This window comes from Priestia sp. 179-F W1.4 NHS, assembly GCF_045369295.1.
Classification (GTDB): Bacteria; Bacillota; Bacilli; order Bacillales; family Bacillaceae_H; genus Priestia; species Priestia zanthoxyli.
In genome coordinates this window covers 24,241-46,589 of record NZ_JBIQFF010000003.1, presented here as the reverse complement: position 1 = coordinate 46,589, position 22,349 = coordinate 24,241, and the positions used below count along the sequence as shown (strand labels likewise).

Annotated in this window: 22 protein-coding genes; 5 read left to right on the top strand and 17 right to left on the bottom strand. The window is 36.8% G+C overall.

The window, feature by feature from the left end; translation table 11 throughout:
• Positions 1–54: 54 nt before the first annotated feature.
• Positions 55–519 (bottom strand): hypothetical protein, encoded by a 465-nt coding sequence (locus ACH0CI_RS15495; RefSeq protein WP_335707922.1) that lies wholly within the window; start codon positions 517–519, stop codon positions 55–57.
• A 216-nt stretch (positions 520–735) separates the two neighbouring features.
• On the opposite strand from ACH0CI_RS15495, the gene ACH0CI_RS15490 reads away from it, so the two are divergent.
• Both ACH0CI_RS15490 and ACH0CI_RS15485 read left to right on the top strand, forming a co-directional pair.
• Positions 736–1,158, top strand: a complete 423-nt coding sequence (locus ACH0CI_RS15490) for a CBS domain-containing protein (protein WP_013056563.1) — start codon at positions 736–738, stop codon at positions 1,156–1,158.
• Positions 1,159–1,223: 65 nt separating this feature from the next.
• Entirely contained in the window at positions 1,224–1,349 is a 126-nt protein-coding gene (locus ACH0CI_RS15485) for a hypothetical protein (RefSeq protein ID WP_013056562.1), read from the top strand.
• Positions 1,350–1,411: 62 nt separating this feature from the next.
• Here the strand turns inward: ACH0CI_RS15485 and ACH0CI_RS15480 are convergent, their stop codons facing one another.
• On the bottom strand, positions 1,412–2,467 hold the full coding sequence (locus ACH0CI_RS15480; RefSeq protein ID WP_406901804.1) for an aldose epimerase family protein: 1,056 nt from the start codon (positions 2,465–2,467) through the stop codon (positions 1,412–1,414).
• A gap of 189 nt (positions 2,468–2,656) precedes the next feature.
• The gene (locus tag ACH0CI_RS15475; protein ID WP_406901803.1) at positions 2,657–3,181 is read right to left on the bottom strand and encodes a DinB family protein; all 525 of its coding nucleotides are present in this window, start codon (positions 3,179–3,181) and stop codon (positions 2,657–2,659) included.
• A gap of 303 nt (positions 3,182–3,484) precedes the next feature.
• On the opposite strand from ACH0CI_RS15475, the gene ACH0CI_RS15470 reads away from it, so the two are divergent.
• Positions 3,485–4,378, top strand: coding sequence for a sigma-70 RNA polymerase sigma factor region 4 domain-containing protein (locus ACH0CI_RS15470; RefSeq protein WP_406901802.1), 894 nt, complete (start codon positions 3,485–3,487; stop codon positions 4,376–4,378).
• Between the two features lie 63 nt (positions 4,379–4,441).
• Here ACH0CI_RS15470 and fsa read toward each other — a convergent pair whose 3' ends face one another.
• The 13 genes from fsa to ACH0CI_RS15405 form a co-directional block, all read right to left on the bottom strand.
• Positions 4,442–5,110, bottom strand: coding sequence for a fructose-6-phosphate aldolase (gene fsa / locus ACH0CI_RS15465; RefSeq protein ID WP_013082751.1), 669 nt, complete (start codon positions 5,108–5,110; stop codon positions 4,442–4,444).
• A gap of 60 nt (positions 5,111–5,170) precedes the next feature.
• Complete coding sequence (locus ACH0CI_RS15460; protein WP_406901801.1) at positions 5,171–5,680, bottom strand: hypothetical protein; 510 nt, start codon at positions 5,678–5,680, stop codon at positions 5,171–5,173.
• 254 nt (positions 5,681–5,934) lie between these two features.
• On the bottom strand, positions 5,935–6,837 hold the full coding sequence (locus ACH0CI_RS15455) for an AEC family transporter (protein WP_034264652.1): 903 nt from the start codon (positions 6,835–6,837) through the stop codon (positions 5,935–5,937).
• A gap of 80 nt (positions 6,838–6,917) precedes the next feature.
• Positions 6,918–7,664 carry an SDR family NAD(P)-dependent oxidoreductase gene (locus tag ACH0CI_RS15450; protein WP_033578703.1) on the bottom strand — a complete coding sequence of 249 codons (747 nt, stop codon included), beginning with the start codon at positions 7,662–7,664 and terminating at the stop codon, positions 6,918–6,920.
• A 29-nt stretch (positions 7,665–7,693) separates the two neighbouring features.
• Positions 7,694–8,887 (bottom strand): sialidase family protein, encoded by a 1,194-nt coding sequence (locus tag ACH0CI_RS15445; RefSeq protein ID WP_406901800.1) that lies wholly within the window; start codon positions 8,885–8,887, stop codon positions 7,694–7,696.
• Between the two features lie 37 nt (positions 8,888–8,924).
• The gene (locus ACH0CI_RS15440; protein WP_098626737.1) at positions 8,925–10,349 is read right to left on the bottom strand and encodes a sodium:solute symporter family protein; all 1,425 of its coding nucleotides are present in this window, start codon (positions 10,347–10,349) and stop codon (positions 8,925–8,927) included.
• Between the two features lie 134 nt (positions 10,350–10,483).
• Positions 10,484–11,797, bottom strand: coding sequence for an MFS transporter (locus tag ACH0CI_RS15435; protein ID WP_098626736.1), 1,314 nt, complete (start codon positions 11,795–11,797; stop codon positions 10,484–10,486).
• A 59-nt stretch (positions 11,798–11,856) separates the two neighbouring features.
• On the bottom strand, positions 11,857–12,807 hold the full coding sequence (locus ACH0CI_RS15430; protein WP_406901799.1) for a phosphoglycerate dehydrogenase: 951 nt from the start codon (positions 12,805–12,807) through the stop codon (positions 11,857–11,859).
• 151 nt (positions 12,808–12,958) lie between these two features.
• The gene (gene pdxA, locus ACH0CI_RS15425; RefSeq protein WP_406901798.1) at positions 12,959–13,966 is read right to left on the bottom strand and encodes a 4-hydroxythreonine-4-phosphate dehydrogenase PdxA; all 1,008 of its coding nucleotides are present in this window, start codon (positions 13,964–13,966) and stop codon (positions 12,959–12,961) included.
• A gap of 44 nt (positions 13,967–14,010) precedes the next feature.
• On the bottom strand, positions 14,011–15,324 hold the full coding sequence (locus tag ACH0CI_RS15420) for a four-carbon acid sugar kinase family protein (protein ID WP_034264664.1): 1,314 nt from the start codon (positions 15,322–15,324) through the stop codon (positions 14,011–14,013).
• A gap of 17 nt (positions 15,325–15,341) precedes the next feature.
• Positions 15,342–16,508 (bottom strand): iron-containing alcohol dehydrogenase, encoded by a 1,167-nt coding sequence (locus tag ACH0CI_RS15415; protein WP_098626732.1) that lies wholly within the window; start codon positions 16,506–16,508, stop codon positions 15,342–15,344.
• Between the two features lie 34 nt (positions 16,509–16,542).
• On the bottom strand, positions 16,543–17,433 hold the full coding sequence (dapA, locus tag ACH0CI_RS15410) for a 4-hydroxy-tetrahydrodipicolinate synthase (protein ID WP_406901797.1): 891 nt from the start codon (positions 17,431–17,433) through the stop codon (positions 16,543–16,545).
• A gap of 258 nt (positions 17,434–17,691) precedes the next feature.
• Complete coding sequence (locus ACH0CI_RS15405) at positions 17,692–19,419, bottom strand: PrpR N-terminal domain-containing protein (protein ID WP_406901796.1); 1,728 nt, start codon at positions 19,417–19,419, stop codon at positions 17,692–17,694.
• 401 nt (positions 19,420–19,820) lie between these two features.
• Here ACH0CI_RS15405 and ACH0CI_RS15400 point away from each other — a divergent pair, with 401 nt between their 5' ends.
• Positions 19,821–20,117, top strand: coding sequence for a hypothetical protein (locus tag ACH0CI_RS15400; RefSeq protein WP_028413740.1), 297 nt, complete (start codon positions 19,821–19,823; stop codon positions 20,115–20,117).
• 106 nt (positions 20,118–20,223) lie between these two features.
• On the opposite strand, the gene ACH0CI_RS15395 is transcribed toward ACH0CI_RS15400, so the two are convergent.
• The gene (locus ACH0CI_RS15395) at positions 20,224–21,675 is read right to left on the bottom strand and encodes an NADP-dependent glyceraldehyde-3-phosphate dehydrogenase (RefSeq protein ID WP_406901794.1); all 1,452 of its coding nucleotides are present in this window, start codon (positions 21,673–21,675) and stop codon (positions 20,224–20,226) included.
• Positions 21,676–22,199: 524 nt separating this feature from the next.
• On the opposite strand from ACH0CI_RS15395, the gene ACH0CI_RS15390 reads away from it, so the two are divergent.
• Positions 22,200–22,340, top strand: a complete 141-nt coding sequence (locus tag ACH0CI_RS15390; protein WP_165573386.1) for a hypothetical protein — start codon at positions 22,200–22,202, stop codon at positions 22,338–22,340.
• Positions 22,341–22,349: the final 9 nt, after the last annotated feature.

Below are 22,349 nucleotides of genomic sequence, written 5' to 3'. Positions count from 1 at the left end.
CAATTGGCAGTAAGCGACACTTAAATGCCGGTGAGCTCGTTAACGAACTATCAGCTATTGCCTTCTTTGCCTTATTACATCTTCTATGAAATACTGATATAAATAATTAATAAAAGCAGTGGCAATCGAGATCACAAAAAGTTGAAACCGCGTCATGTTGACCATTTTGTATACCTTTAATTTTTCTGCCAAACTGGTCAAGGGATAAGCAAATAGATAGTCAAATAGGATGTTAATTAACAAATATTTTTTGAAATTCCCATAGGTCAGCTTGAATGCCCAAAAATTAGCTATAAAAAACGGTCCAAATATAAAAGAAACGTCGCTTGAAAGTTTAGGGAAAAGAGGTTTCCTCACTTTCCACCATGTAAAGCTTTTAGATAACTCACTGATAAAAGCAATAACTAATGAACTAAATGTCAAAACAGGTAGGTATCTTTTAAAGACAAATTTATCAACTTTTATTATAGACAGCCAAGGCAATAAAAGTACTGCCAAAAGCGTTAACTTTCCTTTCATTATGTACCCAACTCCTGCCGTTACGAAAATGTAAGCTAAATCATATTCTCTTTAGTTTGTGTAATAGGCTCTTTTTTATGTGTTTATTACACTGCGTTCGTTCTTTTATTCGTCTTTTATTACAAGATTTTTTGCTTTCAGGAAATTATTGATTCTCATATTCTGCATGTGCATGGAGAAAATACGGAGGTGAATGTTTAAAAGGAGGAATTAAAAATGACTACAGTACGTGAAGTTATGACTAAAGATGTGAAAGCTTGTGCACCGCACGACCCAGTAACAGCTGCAGCAAAATTAATGCGTGATATTAATTGCGGCTCTGTGCCAGTGTGTCAAGAAAATCGAGTAATGGGAATGATCACAGACCGTGATATCGTGTTAAACTGCGTGGCAGATGGAAAAGATTGCAACACTGTGCATTGCCATGATTGTATGACTAAAGATGTGATTACTTGTTCTCCAGATACGGATATTCATGAATGTGCACGTATGATGGCCGATCATCAAATTCGCCGCATTATTGTAGTGGAGAATAATAATATGGTTGGAATCTGTGCAATCGGCGACCTTGCGACAGTGAACGTATATGTTGATGAAGCCGGCGCAGCATTAAGCGAAATTTCTAATCAAGTTCATTAAAACTTTTTAGCATATAAATCCTTAATGTTTGTACAAAATAACCCTGTCTACAAGGAGGTGCTAATATGCCAAATTTAAACGATAACAAATTTAAAAAGATTCAGTCTGAGAGTCAAAAGCAAGGAAAGTCTCAAGAAGAATATGCGGCTGAACTTGACGCTAATCGTGCAAAAAGCCAAAAGAAAAAGTAAGAATAAAAAAGGATTACAATCGGCAGAGGCTCGGTTGCAATCCTTTTTATCATTCCGTTTTGTTACAGGCTGCGATCAGTTATAAATGTATAGTGAGTAGATGCTTCATATTTCTCACCAGGCTTTAATACACAAGAAGGAAATTGCTTATGATGAATAGCGTCTGGTAAACCTTGTGTTTCCAAGCAAACACCGAGGTATTTCTCTGAGTGAACCCCTCTAATTTCAAATTCTTCGTCTAGATGATTTCCCGTATAGAGAACAACTGAAGGCTGATCCGTTTTGACTTCTATTTTGCGGCCGCTTGCTGGATCAAATAATGACATCTGGTTTTCAGTTTCTGCTTCTAAAAGAAATGGATGATCGTATCCTTTACCAACTAATACATTTTGCGGATGTGTAGATTCCACTCCTTCCTTGAGGCTATGTCCTTCTCTAAAATCAAATGGGGTATCTGTGACACTTATCGTTTCTCCAGTAGGTAAAAGATCATCATTCAGCTCTAAGAATTCGTTACTTTTCAGCTTTAAAACATGATCTAAGACCGTTTCCTTTAGATTTCCGCTTAAATTGAAATACGTATGGTTTGTTAAATTGATAAGAGTGTCTTGATCTGTTGTTCCTTCGTAAGAGATATGAAACTCATTTTTATTAGTCAACGTATACGTAACTTTCACTTCAAGATTGCCAGGGTACCCTTCTTCTCCATCTTTACTTACATATGTAAATTCAACACCTACGTGATCACTTGCCTCGATTGTTTTTGCATGCCATATTTTGTGGCTAAACCCTTCTGAACCGCCATGCAAATGGTTATTTCCTTCATTTTTCTCTAGACGATAGGTTTCATCATTAAGCTGAAACTCCGCTCCCCCTATACGTCCTGCTACGCGTCCTACCACAGCTCCGAAATAAGGAGAATACTTTTGGTATTGTTCTATTGAATCAAATCCCAAGACAACACTTTCAATCTTCCCTTCAGAATCCGGCATTTCAATATTTGATATCACACATCCATAGTCAAGGCAGGTGATTTTAAGCCCTTCATCATTTAATAAGGTATAAGCATGTACAGCTTGATTGTTTAGTTCGCCAAATTTCTCAAAATTCACTTTCATTTTTAATCAGTCCAATCCTCTTTTTATTCGTAAATTGCTTAACGGACCCTACATGTTATACACATGGGATATGTTCTTATAGTTCCCTCTGCAATCCTTCCTGAATCTTCATTATTCTCATTTTATTGTAATCGTGTACATTTCCTAATTCAAGCTTGAATGATAAAGGCTGGCTACTGTTTGTCATTGCTATTTCTTTAGTATTCCTAAGTATTCTTCCCAAGGTCCTACATCTTCTCTGTATCGTTCTGCCATTACTCGAACAATTTGGGCAATATGCGTTAAATCGTGAGCAACCCAAGTCGAGAGCAATTCTCTGACTTTTACTTCCCCAAACTCCGGGTGTTCTCCTCTCACTTCAAGATGCTTTTCAGGCTTAATTAACAGCTTTAGTTGTTGTAAATTCTGCATTCTTATCATGTTGAATTCAAGAAGCTTTTCTTCAATAGAACTAGTAGATTCCTTGTGTAAATGAGCATAGCGATCAAATGGAGGGAAAGCTCCTCCTTTTCCTTCTTGAAGGATGAATTTTAGCCTTGGTATCCAATTGTTTTTTTCTGCTTCTATTAAATGTTCTATTACTTCCGAGGTACTCCAAGTTCCTTCTCCTTCATTACATTGCAGCCACCCTGCAGATAGACCCGACAAAAGTTTTTCAAGCGTCTTAGGCGTACGCTCAAGTATTTGGGTCGCTTCTTTTAAATTAAAATTCATGCTCATTCCCCTTTCTCAACGTAATGATGCTGAGCTGTCAGTTATGTGAAAATCCTTGCGTTTCTAGTCAATTTTATCACAATTGACTTCTATTAAAGGAAGGAGATAATCTTCTCCTTCCTTTAATGCTTACTAAAACAAAAAAACAGAACACATGTTTGGTTTTTCTGTAGAAATATGATAAAATATACATAGGCTAGAACGCAGTGAGTATCAGTCTGGATGGGTACTGCTCATCGGTAAAATAGATTGCTAGCAACTTTTTCATCTTGAGCTTTTCGTTTGAATTGGAGTGAGACAACAGTGAGTAAAAATCAAAAGCGATGGACACAAGAAGAAGATAGATTTCTTATCCAACACTATGGCGTTATGACGCTTCAAAAGATGAGTGAGCATTTACATAGAAGTAAGGAATCGGTTAATAAACGGCTTACTCGATTAAATCTTCGAGCTTCAGATACAGCTTTACGTAAAAAGTGGACGCCGAAACAAGATGCTTTTTTACAGGAGAACATTGATACCATGAATAACCGTAAAATGGCACACTCCTTAGGCAGAAGCCCTTCTTCTATTGCTACACGCATAAAAGTTTTGGGACTAACACGAAAAACATCGATGCGAAGATGGACCGTACAAGAAGACGAATATTTGCTAAGGTATTACGGAATAAAACCCCTTTCGCGCATATCAGCGAAATTGCAGCGAAGTGTGCAGGCACTAGAATCGAGGTTAAGTCGTTTAGAAGTGTATGGAGCGAAAGCGCACGTAGGACATATTACAGCGTGTGAACTAGCAGCCTGCCTTGAAGTAGATGTTCATACAATTTATAAGTGGATTCATAAAGAGAATCTACCGTATAAGATGATCATCGCCAAGACTAGAACATTCATGGGAATTGACATTCAATCTTTTTGGAAGTGGGCTGAACAAAATAAATCGTGCCTTAATTTTTTTAAAATATCTAAAAATACGCTTATTCCAGAACCAGCGTGGGTGGATGAACAAAGAAAACTAGACTATGTCAAGCGTCCTAAATATGAGCATAAAAAGTGGACAGCAGAAGAAGATGCTAGATTGTGGCGTATGTTTTATCAGGAAAAGCGCAATCAGCGAGAAATTGGACAGCTGCTCGGGCGTTCAAGAAATAGCGTGCAGCGCCGCTTAGAGCGTCTACGTAAAAAGAAATTAGCGAGTTAAACGAAAAAAAGCTTGGAATAAGCTATGCTTATCCCAAGCTTTTTTTATTGATATGACTTTTTGTTAAGCTTTAACTGCTTTTTCCCAATCTGCTGCAAATTTTTCCATTCCTTGGTCAGTTAACGGGTGTTTTGCTAATTGCTCAATAACAGCGTATGGAATTGTGGCAATATGAGCCCCTGCAAGTGCTACGCGCGTTACATGATCCGGGTGTCTTACAGATGCGGCGATAATTTGAGAGTCGATGTTTTGAACGCGGAATAACTCAGCAATTTTAGATACCAGCTGTACTCCGTCTTCTGAAATATCATCAAGACGTCCTAAAAATGGAGAAACATACGTCGCTCCAGCACGAGCTGCTAAAAGCGCTTGGTTTACTGTAAAGATTAGGGTTACATTTGTTTTTACGCCTTTTTTTGCAAGGTAGCGCGTCGCTTCCAAGCCAGCTAATGTCATAGGCAGCTTAATCGTAATGTTTTTATCTCCATCGTTAATTTTAATCAGTTCTTCAGCTTGAGCGATCATGTCTTCAGCAGAAAGTGCGTCAGGCGTTACCTCAGCGGAAACGGATTCAACCTCCGGTACCATTTGAAGAATTTCTTCGATGCGGTCTTCAAATCTTACGCCTTCTTTTGCTACTAAAGATGGATTGGTTGTTACACCTGCTAGAACACCAACTTTATATGCTTTCTTAATATCCTCAAGGTTTGCTGTATCAATAAAAAATTTCATCTCACTATTCCTCCTTATTGTTGTACATCAATCTGCATCTCAACTTGCGTGAACTACCGCCTAGCCAATTTGCTGAAGGGCATATAGATTTTCTATAGAAGCGTTTTCAATCTCTTTTGCAGTTAATACCTTTAATTTTTCTAAAAATTGTATGGCGTCCACTCGGTCTTCAATGTCTTCTTCTGTACGAATATTCTCCGTTTTAATCTGATGGATACATTCGTTGATGACTTCTTTGTACGCATTTGTTTGGATAAACCATTCTGCTAATAGCGTTTTTGTTGCTTCTCTTTCTTCTTCACTTTTAACTGCAAACAAACTCTCTGTTTCCGTTTCACTCAGCATAAGGCTGCTAAAATCGTGATTCATACAAAGCCAAAAATAACCTTTTTGGCTATCGTAATACTTTCCTTCTCTTAAAAGAAAATACTTGATTCCAAATTTAATTTTGTGAGATTGGCTCTCTGAACTTGGCATATGAATTTCTTTTATTTCTACGCTTTCTGATACATCCAGATATGTTTCTAAACCGTACTTTGTATTCACTACTTTTGCATCCAATATGTTCATCCTCATTCTCCTTTTCTCAAATTCTATTTATTTTTATAAAAACAGAGGTCTGATTTTATGTAATAACGAATCCCATTTTTGTGGATGTTTTTCTTAACCAACCGACACGTTTTACTGTTTACGCTTTCATTATATATCAGATTATTCGAAAAATCATCAAAAACAATCAAATTCATTCAAAAAAAGTCATAAAATCGTAAAAAGTAGTCAAAAAAGTTCAGATGACATAAAAATTACGTAGTCATAAAAGATTTTCACAATACAATTGTAAAAATTAGGGGTAAAGTAGCTAAACTCAACGATGTACTAATAAGCGTTGCACTTGAAACAAATTCTGGCTCAGTATCAAATTGCAGCGCATACATGGTCGTGTTTGCTGCTGTTGGCATAGCGGCCGTAATAATCATAATCTGTTTAACCATGTCATCAACTGGAAGAAACAAAGTAAGTAAATAAGCAACGGCAGGAGAAATGATCAGTTTAATTATAAGCGATAAAGAAACTTTGCTTTTGGCTAAATTTTTAACTGATATTTTTGCCAGCTGCATGCCGAGTACAATCATAACCGTAGGAATTGCTGCATTTGCTACTAAATCTACCGCTTCGAGGACTGATTTCCCTAAATGAATATTGAAAAATTGAAAAAAAGCTCCCAAAAAGGCGCTATATATAGCAGGCATGCGCTGAACAGCACGAATAGCTGAACGTATACCATTTCCTTCTGCACTTCCTTTTGCGGCGTAGTAGACTCCAATTGTACACATTGCCAGCTGTTGAATAACCATTAAAATGATTGCACAGTCAAGCCCTGAAACTCCAAAGATTAGTAAAACCACAGGAGTACCGTAATTCCCATTGTTCATAAAAGAAGAGGCTAATATCATTCCACATGTCTCTCGAGTGGAATACTTCTGAATAAACGCCACAATATATACAACTATAATTAAAGTAAAACAAAGGGCAAACGTATAAAAAGCAAGATATAAATAATCCACCTGAAATTTTGTCGTATAAAACGTTCTAAAAACTAATATCGGAGACATTAAATAAAGCGCCATGGTGGATATCGTTTTTGTATCGAACCCTATTTTCTTTTGTCCAATAAAACCTAGTGTAAATATGCCGAAAATAGGTAATAGGATTGTTAAAAATTCCATTTTAATCACCTGTTTATATTCTATTCTTTAGAGAAACAATTGAAAAGCCTAGATAGTCAACTCTCTAGGCTTTTCATTCCCTAATTCATGTACGTTCCGCCATTCACATTAATAGATTCACCCGTTATAAAATCAGACATACTTGAAGCTAAAAACAAAACGCTTTCCCCAACATTTTGAGGAGTTCCTAACTTATTTAACGGAATTCGCTTTGTTACTTCTTTCCTGTATTCATCTGTCCATTGATTGCTCATGTCCGTTTCTACAGGACCTGGACATACAGCATTTACAAAAATATTATGATGCGCCATTTCTAAAGCTAAATGCATCGTAAGGTAGTTAACTGCAGCTTTTGAAGCTCCGTAAGATGGCGCTGCATTTCTATGCGCTGTTTTGGCTGTTGTAGAACTTACATTGACAATTTTCCCATAGTTTCGTTCTATCATATAAGGTAAGACGGCTTTACAGAAATATAAAGTTCCATTCAAATTAACATCTAATACCTTTTTCCAATCATCCAAAGTCATTTCTAATGTTGAGCTGCGCATATTGATACCCGCATTATTTATTAAAATATCAATTTTTCCAAAACGCTCTACAGCAGCTCTTACAACCTCGGTTGCAACATTTGGATCTGCTACGTCCCCAGCTTTTACAATACATTCTCTACCTAAGTCCTCAACCTGTAAAGCTAATTCATTTAATAAAGTCTGATTCGTACCGTGTATAACTAATGAGGCACCATTTTTAGCTAAAGTTAAAGCGATAGCCTTTCCAATACCTCTACTAGCTCCTGTAATAATCGCAATTTTGTTTTCCAAAAGCATACTTTATCCCTCCGAAGTATATGAAGCTATTAAGACTTTATGAATTCTTCTGACACACATACATATTTAATAGCTTGTCTAAAATACGTAAAAGCGATATGAATTTTTCCATCAGCGCTTTGTTTAATAGAAGGATATGAGTATTCTCTATTTAATTTTTCTTTTGAATTATTGGTCATTGCATAGCCATCCCCTATTTCAATATCCTTTTTATATGGCCATGTTCTCCCTCCATCTTCTGAAATCGCAACTGTCATCGGTGCTCTAGGTGCTCCCCAAAATGCTTGTCTGCCTTCATCATCTTTTTCAGGCGTATCTTGATTAGCAGACAGAATATCTGTATCCTCTTCATCTTCAATTTCATCATAAAGCGACAGCCTGCGTTCCATACAATTATCGGCGTTCATATTGTTAAAGACGAGCGCTAAATCCCCGTTATTTAATTTTGTGAATTGAATAGAAGAATTGTTATTAGGTAACTGCGTTGGAATCGGCTCGCTCCACGTTTCCCCGTAATCAGTTGAACGGCTGCTATAAATATGATCAGCCCAGCGGCTGCGGAACAATGCTAAAAGCGTACCATCATCTATTTTTTCAATATTCATATGAACACACCCTAAGCTATTAGGCACTTCATACTCTTCCCAAGACTCACCTTGATCTTTTGAGATTTTCACCGCGCTTATATCTTTATTTCCTGTCCACTTTTGTCCCGGAGGCGTAATGCAATAGAAAACAGGTAAAAGCCAATCACCGTTATCTAATACAACAATAGGCTGTCGAATAAAAGTACCTGGCTGATCAAATAAAGTCTCAATAGGTCCCCACGAATAGCCTTCATCTTCCGAAATACGATATCTTACAATCGCTGTGTCTTGATTACCGGATTTTTGTGCCGTGTACAATAACCATAATTTATTGTCTGGAGCACGAAATAAAATTGGGTTTTGCTCAGAACGAGCGGGATCGTCTGAAAGCTTTACAGCTTTACTCCATTCTTTTTGGCCTTTTTTAAGTCTTGATAGATAAATGTGAATGTCGGCTATTCCCTCTTGTGTGCCGCCAAACCAAGTGCATAACAGGTCACCATTGTCTAACACAAGTAAATTAGAAGCGTGATTTTGTATACAATCAGAAGGAATATATGCCTCTACATGTTCCAATCCGTCTGGACACATTTTTAATTTTCCATCTGCTACAATAGTCGTTGATTGATTACTCATTGCATTTCTCTCCTTTTAACTTAAACTAAGCTATTTTCTACTTTGCATCTATATATTCTACAGTATTGGATTCAGTATTTTCAGACTTTTTATCTTTTCCACCGATAAATCGGTCAATTACCATCACAATAAATGGTGTAATGACAGCGACATACATATTGTCAATACCAAAAGGGTTTCCTAGCAAATACCATGCAGTTGTGAAAATACCGGACATTGCTAAGCCGATAGTTGCACCTCGGTTTGAACTAAAGAATGGAAGATAAAATCCCATTGCAGCTACCACAGCAATAGATGTTCTCAATGCACGAGTGAAAAAAGATAAAGTTAATAGTTCTGGGGCTAAAACCACACCAAGTAAAGGAATGATACCAACAACTACAGAAATAATTCGAGTCATCTTCATCTGTTGTTCTGGAGATGGTTTAGCTTTTGGAACATAAAAATCGTCAACAATTAATGTTGTTGTAGCTAAAGCCACGGTTGAAACCCCAACGAAAATGGATGCTACTAAGGAAGTTGCTACAATTGCTGTTAATACTGGATTCATATGTTCTAAGAATACTGGAAACGCGTAGATAGGATCGATATTTGGATACAAATATCGTGCACATACCCCAATCACTCCGATTGCCAATGCAAGCGGCAAGCACAATAGTGCTGCATATAAACTTGATTTTTTAGCTGCTTTTGCACTTTTTGACGACGTAATGGCTTGAATAATAAATTGTGTAGAGAAAATAGCTCCCATATTCCCGATAAGCCATGCAAAAATAGTCCCTCCACCAATCGTTCCATCCCATGTAAAGTAGCTTTTTGGCAGTTCGTGCACGATAGGCTTGAACCCACCGCAAAGGTACAATGCCACTCCTACTGTGATCAAGACACCCGCATATTTCACGAATGAGTGAAGAATAGTTACCCAAGCTACCCCTTTCATTCCCCCAAATGTAAAATAAAATGTACTGACAATGGCTGTAATAATAGCACATGTCATCAAGGGTAAACCTAAAAGAGAAGCAATGGCCGCAGAACCACTCAGGTAGTTTCCTAGATTCACAAGCAAAAGAGCAGCTATCATAATAATTGATACAACCGTTTTTGTAGATCTTCCAAATTTCTGTTCAATTATACCGGAAATAGTATATTTCCCGGTCCCATAAAATTTATTAACCAAAAAGAATGAAAAGAGGAAAAAAGCAATCGTTACCGTAATAAGTGACCAAGAAGCCGCAATACCACCAGTAAATGATGATTCAGCAGTCCCTACTGTTGATTTAGTGCCGATAAACTCTGACATTAATAAGATTCCAACTACAAGCGCAGGCAATGTTTTGGCTGCGTTATTAAATTCCGCGCTGGATTTACTTCTTAATCTCATTGTTAACCATGTGGTAAATAAAATATATACAACAATTACTGCTAAAACAAAAATCAGGCTTGAAGGATTTAATGCTTTCATTATGGACTTCCTCCTATAATAACAATAGAGCCTTAGGATTAGCTAACAGCCCTTTATTAACTATTTTTTGTTTAAACAATTAAGTAATGAAGTAAAATCATTTTAACTTTTACTATATTTTTGTATCCTTACGCTCAAGCATCGATAGGCTTAACTTTTCCTAATAAAAATAGATAATTAAAGATACCTAGAACGATTAATCCAGCTGAGAAAAGCAAAGCAGGAACAAACGAACCTGTAGCCCCAACAATAAATCCAGTAACGATAGGACCAATAACTCCTCCCATGTTTGAGACCGTGTTTTGCATTCCGGCTACTATTGAAGTCATATTTTTAGGAGCAACGTCTCCAGGAAGCGCCCATACTTGTGAAGCAGCCACTGTTGTTCCTGATTTAGCAATACATAATAAAACGACGGCTGTTACAGCAGAGTCTGCAAAAGCGGCAAATCCAATACAAGAAGCCATTAATAAGCCAATAATTAAAAATAGTTTCCTAGTAGCAGTTAATGATAAAAGACCTTTTGAATATACACGATCAGACAACCAACCTGCACCTATCTCAACAACCATTGCACATAGTAATGGCAATGAGGCTACAAACCCCATTTCAATTAAATTCATTCCTCTTTCTGCAACAAGGTATGAAGGAAGCCATGTTATAAAGAAATAAGAATTGTAATTAATCATGAAGAATCCAATGCACATTGCCCAGATATTTCTATGCTTAAGCAATTCAAACCATTTCATTGTTTGTTGATTATCAATACCATCTTGCTTGACTTGGCCTTTTCGAATATGGGCCAATTCCGCTTCATTAACTCCTTTGTGATCTTCGGGGTTGTCTTTAAAATACAGCATCCAGATTATGCCCCAAATCACACCAAGCGCACCTATAATTACAAAAGTCATTTTCCAACTAAAAATAGCTATTAGCCAAACAATTAACGGCATAGCAATAGCGCCACCAAACTTGGAACCACTATCGAATATACCAGCTACTGTTGCTCTTTCTTTATCGGGAAACCATCTTGAAGCTATACCTGCATTACTTGGATAAGCAGCTGCTTCACCGACTCCTAAAGCAACACGAAGACCAAGTAATGACTTAAATCCCGTTGCTAACCCTGTTACTGCTGTAGCTAAAGACCACCATATTACAGCGAACCCCAAAGATTTTTTTTGCCCAAACTTATCAGCAAACCATCCGGCGGGAACTTGTAGTAGTGCGTATGACCAGAAAAAACCTGACATAATAATTCCCATTTCTCCCGCCGATAGGTTAAATTCTTTAGTGATATATGGAGCCGCTGCAGAAAGCACCGTACGATCAATATAATTAATGGCAATAGCTGCCCACATTAGAATTGCAATAACCCAACGTATTTTAGACTTCTTTCTAGTAGCTGGACTTGTTTGACTGGAAGTTACAGCTTGATTTTCTAACATAATTTCGCCTCCCATCCCCTATATAAGAAAACGTTTTCAAAATTAGAAATTCTAAAATTTTATAGCTTATTTACGACATGCTGAGGGCGCTTTTTATTTATAATTACATCAACGATATTTTGTGCACAAACCATTCCAAGTGAGTTAATAGCGCCAATTGTGTACCCAGCAATATGTGGAGTAGCAATAAAGTTAGGTAAATCAAATAGAGGGTGCTCCTGAGCAGGCTCCTTTTCAAATACATCTAAAGCAGCGCCGGCAATAGTGTTTGATTTTAAGGCTTTATACAAGGATTTTTCTACTACAATTTCACCTCTTGACGCATTTATAAGGTACGCGCTTTCTTTCATTATCTCTAGCTGTTCAGAATCAATTAAGTTTTTAGTCTGCTTAGTTAACGGCATGTGGAGTGTAACAAAATCACTGTTTCTTAGTAATTCGTCTAACTCGACAAATTTAATTCCATTAGCGTTTGCAAAATCATAATTAGGATATGGATCATAAGCTAGTATCTCCATACTAAAGCCTTTTGCTCTATGAGCAACTTCTCGTCCAATACTGCCTAAACCAACAATACCTATTGTCTGATTGTGAATATCGGAACCAAAAATCCTTGGCCAGTTTCCTTCTTTAGTCTGCTGATGAGCTAACGGGACTTGTCTAGCCAGTGAAAGCATTAAAGCAAAAGTAAAGTCTGCAACCGCATGTTTATTTGCATCCGGTACGTTTGTTACCCAAACATCTTGTTCATTCGTAGCTTTTAAGTCGATGTTATCGACTCCAATACCATGTTTGCAAATAATCTTTAGATGAGGGGCCTTACTGAGAACATGCTGATTTATATGATTAAAAGCCACAATAGCACCAGCTGCATCTTGGATATGATCTAAGAACTGATCTTCTGAGATATCGGCAGGTAACTGAATTAACTCAATTCCGTTTTTTGTTAATAAATCAATTGGTTCATTTGAATACTTTGCGAATGATGGAGAAGTGGATACAACTTTCATTACGATTCATACGTCCTCTCTAAATGTTCAAATTTGTAAACTTTACGTTTTATATTTAAAAGGGAGAGACCAACATCTGAATTTCAAATATATTCCTTTTTAGATCTCTTTCAAAGTCCCTTTAAAACGCCCTTGTTATTTGCGTTACTGTCTATTTTAAAACCTTTTTAGGCGACAATTCTGCAGCGGACTGGAGAGCAGCTAACATACTTCTTTCATCAGCAATTCCTTTTCCTGCGATATCAAATGCTGTACCGTGATCGACAGAAGTGCGAATAACGCCGCCGTTTAAACCAACTGTGATGTTGACACCCTCTTCTAACCCTAGGACTTTAATAGGCACATGTCCCTGATCGTGATAACAAGCGATGACAATATCGAAATCTCCGCGAACTGCACGGAAAAATAGCGTATCCGCAGGGTATGGACCTGTAACATTTATCCCTTCAGAAGCTGCAATTTGAATACCAGGAATTAGTTTTTCTTCCTCTTCTCCTTCTCCGAATAAACCGTTCTCTCCAGCGTGAGGGTTAATTCCGCAAACGGCAATTCGCGGGTTTTTATACCCTGCGCGACTTAATGTTTCATGAGCAAGTTTGATAACGGTGTATGTTCGTTCCGGTGTAATAGCATCTATTGCTTTTTTTAATCCTACATGAGTAGTAAGGTGGATGACTTTTAGCTTCGGTGAAGATAACATCATGGAATAATCCTTTGTATTCGTAAGCTCTGCCAAAATTTCAGTATGGCCAGGGTAAGTGTAGCCGCCTTTATGTAACGCTTCTTTATTTAAAGGTGCCGTACAAATGGCCTGTATCTCTTGCTGTTTTGCTAATTCGATCGCTTTTTTAATAAATTTAAACGCTGCGCTCCCAGCTAATGATGAGATTTCTCCAACTGGAAGATCTTCCGGCACTAAGTCCAAATGAAGACAATCAATTACGCCATGAGTAAATTCTCCTTGATTTACCTCGTTAACGCGATGGACAGTTAACGAGGTTTGTGTCATTTCGATCGCTCTTTCTACTATCTTAGCGTCTCCTACAACAATAGGACGACACGCTTCATAAACCGATGGATCTGCTAGTGCTTTTACAATAACTTCTGGACCTACTCCAGCTGCATCGCCCATTGTAATTCCGATAACAGGTTTCATCATATTCCTCCTTTAAAATTCACTTCAATTTTTATTGCACTGTTTAATTATTTGCTTAATCTTACAGAGGGTTCCCAAACATCTTTTTTCCCCTGCAGCTTCGATTTAGCTTTAAGCATAGCTACATCTGTACCAAAACTTCCTGCTTTCGTTACAGCAAAAATCTCTCTTTTATAATCTAACTTGCCAAGTGGTATACCAGGCTCCACTTCGTCAACCAAATGAAGTCTATGAACCTGTAATTGACTTAACACTTGTTGAGCCGTGTCTCCTCCTGTAAGAAAAAGATTAGTAATGGTACATTGATTAATTAGATCTACAGCTACTTCTCCCATGGCCATTGAAATATAGTCACTTATTTCAATAGCGCTATAGCCTTGTTTTTTACCAATCTCTTGTGTTTCTTTTACTTCTTCTGAAGAGAATAAAGCAATACTTTTTCCTGTTTTCAGAAATGTTAAGGCCCTCTCTATTACCTGATCTATTTCTTTTTGTCTGGAAACACCGTCTAAAATGATTTTTGATGGGTTCATTTCTACACTAATGGTGTCAGAGTATAGTAATAGTTGATTCAGCTGATTTCTTCCAACTTTACTTACGCTTCCAATAACAAATAGCACGGGTTGATCATTTCTTAGAAAACTGACTTTCTTTGTGGATGGCTGTAGTCCATAAGCTTGAGGTAAATAGTTAATTAATCCGCTTGAACCGGACCATACAACAGAAAATTCCGTCTTTTTTATCGTTTCAACCAGACATTTAAGATCTGATTCATGAATTGAATCTACTGTGATGTATGAAATGTTTTGATTTTTGTATGCTTTAAGCTTTTTGAAGATAAATTCATATCCTGCATGAAGATCTTTGTACGAAAGATGGCCCACTTCCTTTTGCGCTTGGTTTTTAACCAGTCGGGCAATTAAAGAATCCTTTACGGGAGTTTTAGGATCGTTCGCTACTTCAGTTTCATCTAAACGTTTTTGATTCAGAAAATGTACGCCGTTAATTACTTGTCTTCCGGCGTTTGGAAAGGCTGGAGCGATAAAAACAAAATCAGGTTGAAATACGTCGTACACAGCATTAATTTCTTGTCCGATATTGCCTCTCATTGTGGAGTCAATTTTTTTGTAAATAACATCAAATGTTTCACCTTGAATTCTTTCACAAACGTTTTTAACTCTTTCGTAAGCCTCTTTCCCTGAAACAGCGCGGCTATCCGTATTAAATATAAAAGCTTCTTTTTTACTTAAATTACTATTGTCATCGGTTAAAACGACAGAAACATCTAACCCATAACGAACTAATTGTCCTCCGCAATCACTTGCGCCTGTTAAATCATCAGAAATAACGGATATTTTCATAGAATGTCATCACCTTTTTAAACAAGTAATTTACGGTAAATTCCTTCCATATCTTTCAAACTTACTTCTTTAGGATTATTATTTAATAATCGCGTTACTTTTGAAGCGGAAAGAGCTAGCTCTGGAACATCTTCTTCCTTTACTCCATATTCTTTTAGATTTTGTGGGATTTCTAAAACGTTTGTCCACTCTACAATACGATTTACTACTTTTTGAGCTACTTCCGTCTTTGAGAAACCCTCTATTTTAATTCCCATAGGCTCAGCTACGAGGAACAACCGATCTTCAATGGCATCCATGTTAAACTCCATCACATGGGGTAAAAGCATCGAATTAGCTACACCGTGAGGAATTTTAAATTTTCCGCCTAGCGGATACGCTAATGCATGAACCGCAGCAGTACCTGCACTTGTTAAAGCCATTCCGCCGTACATAGAACCTACAAGCATTTTTTCTCTCGCCTCGACCGAATTCCCATTTTGATAAGCTTCTATAATACTAGACGAGATGAGACGAATTGATTCTAATGCAACCATATCGCTTATTAAATTTGATTTATTTGAAATAAATGATTCTAATGAGTGAGTAAATGCATCCATCCCAGTTGCAGCTGTGATAGGTCTTGGCAAACTTAATGTTAGAACTGGATCGAGTACCACTAATTTAGGCAGTAAATACTTACTTACGATTCCAATCTTCAATTCTTCATCGGGCAGTGTAACAATCGCATTAGGCGTTACTTCCGAACCTGTTCCTGAAGTAGTTGGAATTAAGATAGTTGGTGTACCTGGGTTTTTAACTAAATCTGTACCTAATAGTTCACGGATAGATTGGTTATTTGTTTGTAAGACTGAAAGAATTTTTGTTGCATCAAGCACGCTTCCTCCACCAAATCCAATTAATACATCATACTGTTCTTTGCTAATGGCTTGAAAAACTTCTTCAATGTTTTCAACCGTTGGCTCTGGAAGAACATCAATATTCACATAGGCTGATACGCCTTTGTCAGATAACTGATGAATAAGCTTCTCGACAAAACCTAACCTCTTCATCGATGGTTGAGTAATAATTAAGGCTGACTTGACTTCTGTACCTAATAGAGAAAGGTGTTCTCCTACTTTTTCAATTGAATTTGGTCCTGCGATAAGATGATTTGCCGTTTGAAATTGATAAAGCTTTTGCATCATTTTAACCTCTTTTCCTTATAGTTAGTTTATTTTAAAGTGCATTCTGTTTTTTATAGCCCGCAACCATTTCTTTTACCTTTTCAAGTCCCTCTCCTGATAGTTCAGAGACTGGCAGTTTAGGAGGGCCTACCGGAATTCCATATAGTTCGACAGCTTTTTTCAAAGCCGATGGAAGCGTCCCGTATTGAAATGTGTCTCGAAGAGGCTGTAATTTTTTTTGAGCTTCTTCCGCTTCGTTGTTAAATCCCTTTAACCAGCTGGTGTAAATAGATACGACAATATCAGGGACCATATTTGCAGTTGCTGCAACTGCTCCTACTCCTCCTGCTTCTAAGGTCTTTAGTATTAAAGAATCCGTTCCCGCAAACACGGAAAAGTTTTTGTCTTTTGTTACATGAATATAGTTTTTGATATTTTCGAAGCTGCCGCTGCTATCTTTAATTCCTACTATATTAGGAACATCTGCTAGCTTGGCGACAGTGTCGGGCTCTAAGCTCATTCCCGTTTTTGAAGGGATATTGTATAAAAGAACTGGTAAAGATGTTTCTTCTGCTATTCGCTGAAAATGAACGATCACTTCTTCTTGAGTTGGTGTAACAAAATAAGGAGTAATAACAGAAAGAGCATTTGCTCCAAGGTTTTCCATCTGCTTTGATAATTCAATAACTTCTTCTGTACTGTTCCCTCCCGTACCAACAATTACGGGGATTCTTCCTTTGACCTCATCAATGATCACTTGAGCAATTTTTAATTTTTCTTCTTTTGTGAAGAGATGAAATTCACCATTTGTTCCTAAAGCAAAAATGCCGTGCACACCAGATTCAATAAGATGACTAGTTAATTGACGCAGTACCGGTTCATTTATTGTCTGCTCTTTTGTTAAAGGCGTTAATAACGCTGGAATAATTCCTTTTAACTCCATATTCCTTCCTCCCTACAGTATCTATTTGCATTTAGTTAATTGTTTATTTTTGCAACGTATATGTACAATTTGCTTTTTTAAAAACGTTTACAATTCGAATTATATACATAAATGTTTAATTAATCAACAGTTAAAGAAGATAAAATTTAATATTTTCTAAATTGTTTAAAAATTAAACAACAAAAACCACTTTATCTTTACTAACTTATAGATAAAGTGGTTTTTAAATTTGACTCAATAGAATACATATAGGAAATTTTATTTTAGTTTCCGCCACAGAGTGGTTCGATTTATACCTAACCTTTCAGCTGTCTTTGTTTGATTCATACCCTCTTCTAACCATATTCTTTTTATGATTTTTCGTTCGATTTCTTCTAACGTTCCGTTTAAATCAATTTCCTGATTGTCACTTGTAACGCGAATGGTACTTATTACTTTCTTTAAATCATGAAGCTCTAAAAAAGCCCCTTCAGCTAATAGTACACTCTTTTTAATGATCTGTTTTAGCTGCTTTATATTACCAGTCCATTCAAAATTCTTTAAGTTTTCGTTTGCATCGCTACGTATCCCTACGATTTGCTTGCCGAATTTTATATTGTATTCTCCGATAAAGAAAAGAGCTAAGCTTTCGATATCTTCTTTTCTTTCTGTTAATGAAGGAAGATCCAAGGTTAAACTAGCTAATAAATAATACAACTCTTGATCAAAACGCTGTGTTTCAGTTAAGTATTTGATACTTTTACGCGATAAAGTTATAAAACGGCACGTAGTTGAATTCTTTTTCAAGTAACTTGTTAATTGTTTTTGAGTATCCAATTCTAAAAAATCTATATTGTTTAAAATAACGCTTCCATGTGGATTATGGGCTAATAAATTATCACAAGAACTCTTGTCTAGGAGGCGCGCCCACTGTGCTTTTGAGAGGACTTCACAATCTATAATAAGCAGTGGATATTCACGTCTTTCACTATTAACATGAATAAGCTTTGCTAGTCGTTCTTTTCCAGTTCCTTCTTCACCGCTAATCCATACAGGTTCTTCCGTATTAGCATAAATAGTTGCAGCTTTTAAAACACCTTGCATTCTCTCATTTTTTGTGACGACAGTAGTAAGGTTACTTGCAGAGCTTGCTTCGTTTTTTAAAGACACAATTGAGATTCCATCTATACCTTGATTTTCATTGGACTTATATTGATTAATGCGAAACACAATCAATTTTGAATGTGAGGTTTCCAGAGGATATCCTTTTACGGTCCAAAAGTCATCATCCCTACTAAAAACTGTTTCAAATGAACCTGTGTTACATACAGTCTTTACAGCCTCTTCTACATTGAGGTTTTGTTTAAAGCTGTCACTAAAATTCGTATTAAAATAAGGATTAGAAAAAATAGCTTGAGACGTTGAATTGTATACAACAATTCCTTCCATTTCATTTTGAATAATATCATAAGACATCAAGTAATTTTTTTTGAAAGACGAAAGAAATCCATATATTTTCTTTGCATTTTGAAAAGATTTTAAAACACTTTCTTTTCCAGAAGTCAGCAATATGCCATTGAGTCCAAGCTTTTCAGCTATTTTTACCGTAATGGCATCTCCAATAATATTTGTATATCCATCTTGCTGTAATTGAACTAAAATAGGCTCGATTTCTTTCTCGCTTTTGACTTTGTATGCAGACATATTGATATCTAGTATTTCACAAATTGTAGAAGCTCCTTCTGAAATAGGAGAGAACCCAACAATTGCTTTTTTTCCTGGGTAACCCTTAGCAAGCGTCAGCACGCGAAGCATATCGTAACCAGAAACTTCAATTTCAACAACCGGGATAGTCAACTCTCTTTGGATGAGTTCCGCCGTTCCTCCTCGACTGATGATGATATCTATGCCATTATGTATTGCATCTTTAGCAAGAGTCAGGCCTTCTTCTAAATCACCTATCTCTACTTGCAACTCGAACTCTTCTTTTTCTCCTAGGGTAATCATTAGCTCTTTTAAACCGTTATAAGGAGCGATAGCCAGTACTTTCATTCAATCACCTTCTGTTGCATTTTTAAACACATCTATAATATACCAAAAAATTCTTTTGATGCAAAATCAATCAACTTACAAATGTTTTAAAAAAAGCTTTATGTCAGTTAAATATAGGCAAGGCTTGAAAACACGGACAAAGGTTACCTGCTAAACGACCTCTTCTTTTATTAGTACAGACTTCTCTATATTGAAAATATACCCACTCATTTCACCAATTTTTCACTTTAACATGATATCCTGTAGTATACTTTTGTTTCACGTGCTAATTCCCATGAATTTTTGCTATTTAAGGTTATTCATTTTTATTAGTGGGAAAGTTACATAAATACAACACGTTATAGGGGGACTTTAACATGGATAAAAGAATTGAAACATTAAAAGAAAAGCTGCCTGATAATCATAAAGAGGTTGCTGTTCTGACCTCTCATATTTTTGATGCGCTTGATAAATTAACAACTGAACATCGCAGATATGTTGATATTTCGGCAGCAGCCAAAATAAAGCCCAATCCGGATGAAGAGAAAGCTTTTTTTGATACCATCTATGAAGTAAAAACACTCATTATGTCAGAGCTCGAAAAAACCGTTGAAGATATCGAGCACAAAGGTGATAAAAACTGGCATAAGAACTATAAAGATGGAATCGAGTGATAGGTAAATAAGACGTTTAAAAGCCTGTGCTTTTTGGAGCACAGGCTTTTTTCCATGAGATTCTCTACATTTTACTGACTCGATTTGGATAGCTCATGGAATTCAATCATTGAAGATTTAATACCGTTACTTTTTCACGAGTCATGGATTCAATGCTTTTACGAATGCCTTGAGCGCCCATACCGGATCCTTTTACGCCGATAAAAGGAAAATGATCAGGGCCGCGTTCTGTGCGGCCGTTGATTTGAACGGAACCGACTTCCATTTTATTTGCAATTGAGAAGGCTTTATTAATATCTTTTGTAAAAACGCTTGCTTGTAAGCCAAATTCTGATTCGTTTGCGATGTCAATGGCTTCTTGGTCAGAAGCGACGCGGATAATTGGTAACACAGGACCAAATGGTTCTTCCCATGCTACACGCATAGTATCATTCACGTTATCTAAAAGAGTAGGATAGATAAGGTTGCCTTCACGCTTGTTCCCAGTCACAACTTCTGCACCTTTTCCGAGCGCGTCTGCAGTTAAAATTTGAATAAAGTCCGCTGCCTTACTATCAATTAATGGAACGATTGTACATCCATCTTCAGGAGAACCCACTGATAGTTTATGTACTTCTTCTTTTAGGATGTCGACCAGCTCGTTTGCCACTTTTTCATGTACAAGTACACGTTTAATAGCTGTACAGCGCTGACCCGAATAAGAAAATGCTCCGCTTATAATATGTTTTGCTGCTTCCTGTAAATCTGCATCTTCACATACAATACCCGGGTCTTTTCCTCCAAGTTCTAGTACAAGAGGAATCATGCCTGCCTTTTTAGCTAACTGAGTACCCGTATTTGTTCCTCCGGTAAACGAAATCATGTTAATGCCTTTATGTTCAACCAAGTAATCACCAATTACAGATCCGCGGCCCGTTACGACGTTTACAAGTCCTTGTGGAATCCCTGCTTGATCAAGAGCTTCAATCATCTTAATACCGCTGATCGCTCCTTGCGTTGCGGGTTTGAAGATAACTGCATTTCCTGAAATAAGAGCAGGCGCAAGCTTAGCAGCAGACAAATTTACCGGATAGTTAAAAGGAGGAATCGCGAGTACCACGCCTAAAGGCACGCGTTCAACAATCGCAACCTTTGACTTAGAACCTCCAGGAAAGCTATCTCCTTTCATGCTTTCTCCGTTCATATGAAGAGCTTCTTCAACTGTATAGCGAATGAAGTCTGCCGTGCGTACGACTTCATTCCTTGCATCTTTTAAGCTTTTTCCAACTTCTTTCATAATAATTTCGGCAATTTCACTCTGCATTTTTACCAGCTCATCTGCCCACTTATATAAATATTTGGCACGGTCTTGCAGAGAAGTTTCCGCCCACCCCTTCTGAGCTTTTTGCGCGGCATGTACCGCTTCATCGACTTCTTCTTTTGTGATAGCCTGCACTTTTCCAATCACATCATGACGGTATGGAGAAACAATATCGATCGTCTGCCCTGATTTGCTTTCTTTCCACTCACCGTTAAGATAAAAAGAATAAGTTGATACATTTAAAACCGTTGTTGTCATAAAAAGTCCCCCTTAATAAAAGTGAAATTTATTATCAAAATTTTCAGTCTTTTTTACGAATGAAAACTATGTGAATATTTGAGCAAAAAGAATTCTACTTGTATTCATTTCTATAACTTTTATATTCCGTGTAACTCCTTAATCTTATAGTGCTTACTTGTTGCCTTTAAAGCAGCAGCTTTTTTCTTTTTAACTTGAAACAAACCCTCGTATAATTTAATGAATATTTCGTATTTTTAATATATATAAATTTCTTTCATTCGTACAATATAAATAAGTTATCTTAATGATTAATAATTTTAATGATTCATGCCCCGAATACGAAGAAATCTTTATGGTTTCCTACTTTTTTAAGTGAAATGTCTGTTTTAAGCTACCTTGATTGTATTTACTTTGGATGGTTATTCAGGCGATGCATACACTCTTTTTATTCTATGTGTTGAGAAAATAAAATAAGGGTATAAAATAAATATAGGAAAATGAAGATGAAAGTAGAATATATATTCTAAAGGGAGGGATTTATTGTGATTGTTACTTTAGGTTTTGTGGCATCAATTATTGCGTTGTTTATGCTTTTTACTAACCGGACGTCCAATATCCCGGAAGAAATAATCCATGAAACAACAAATGCCAATAAAGAAGAGCAGTATATGTATTATATATAAAGCGTCTTA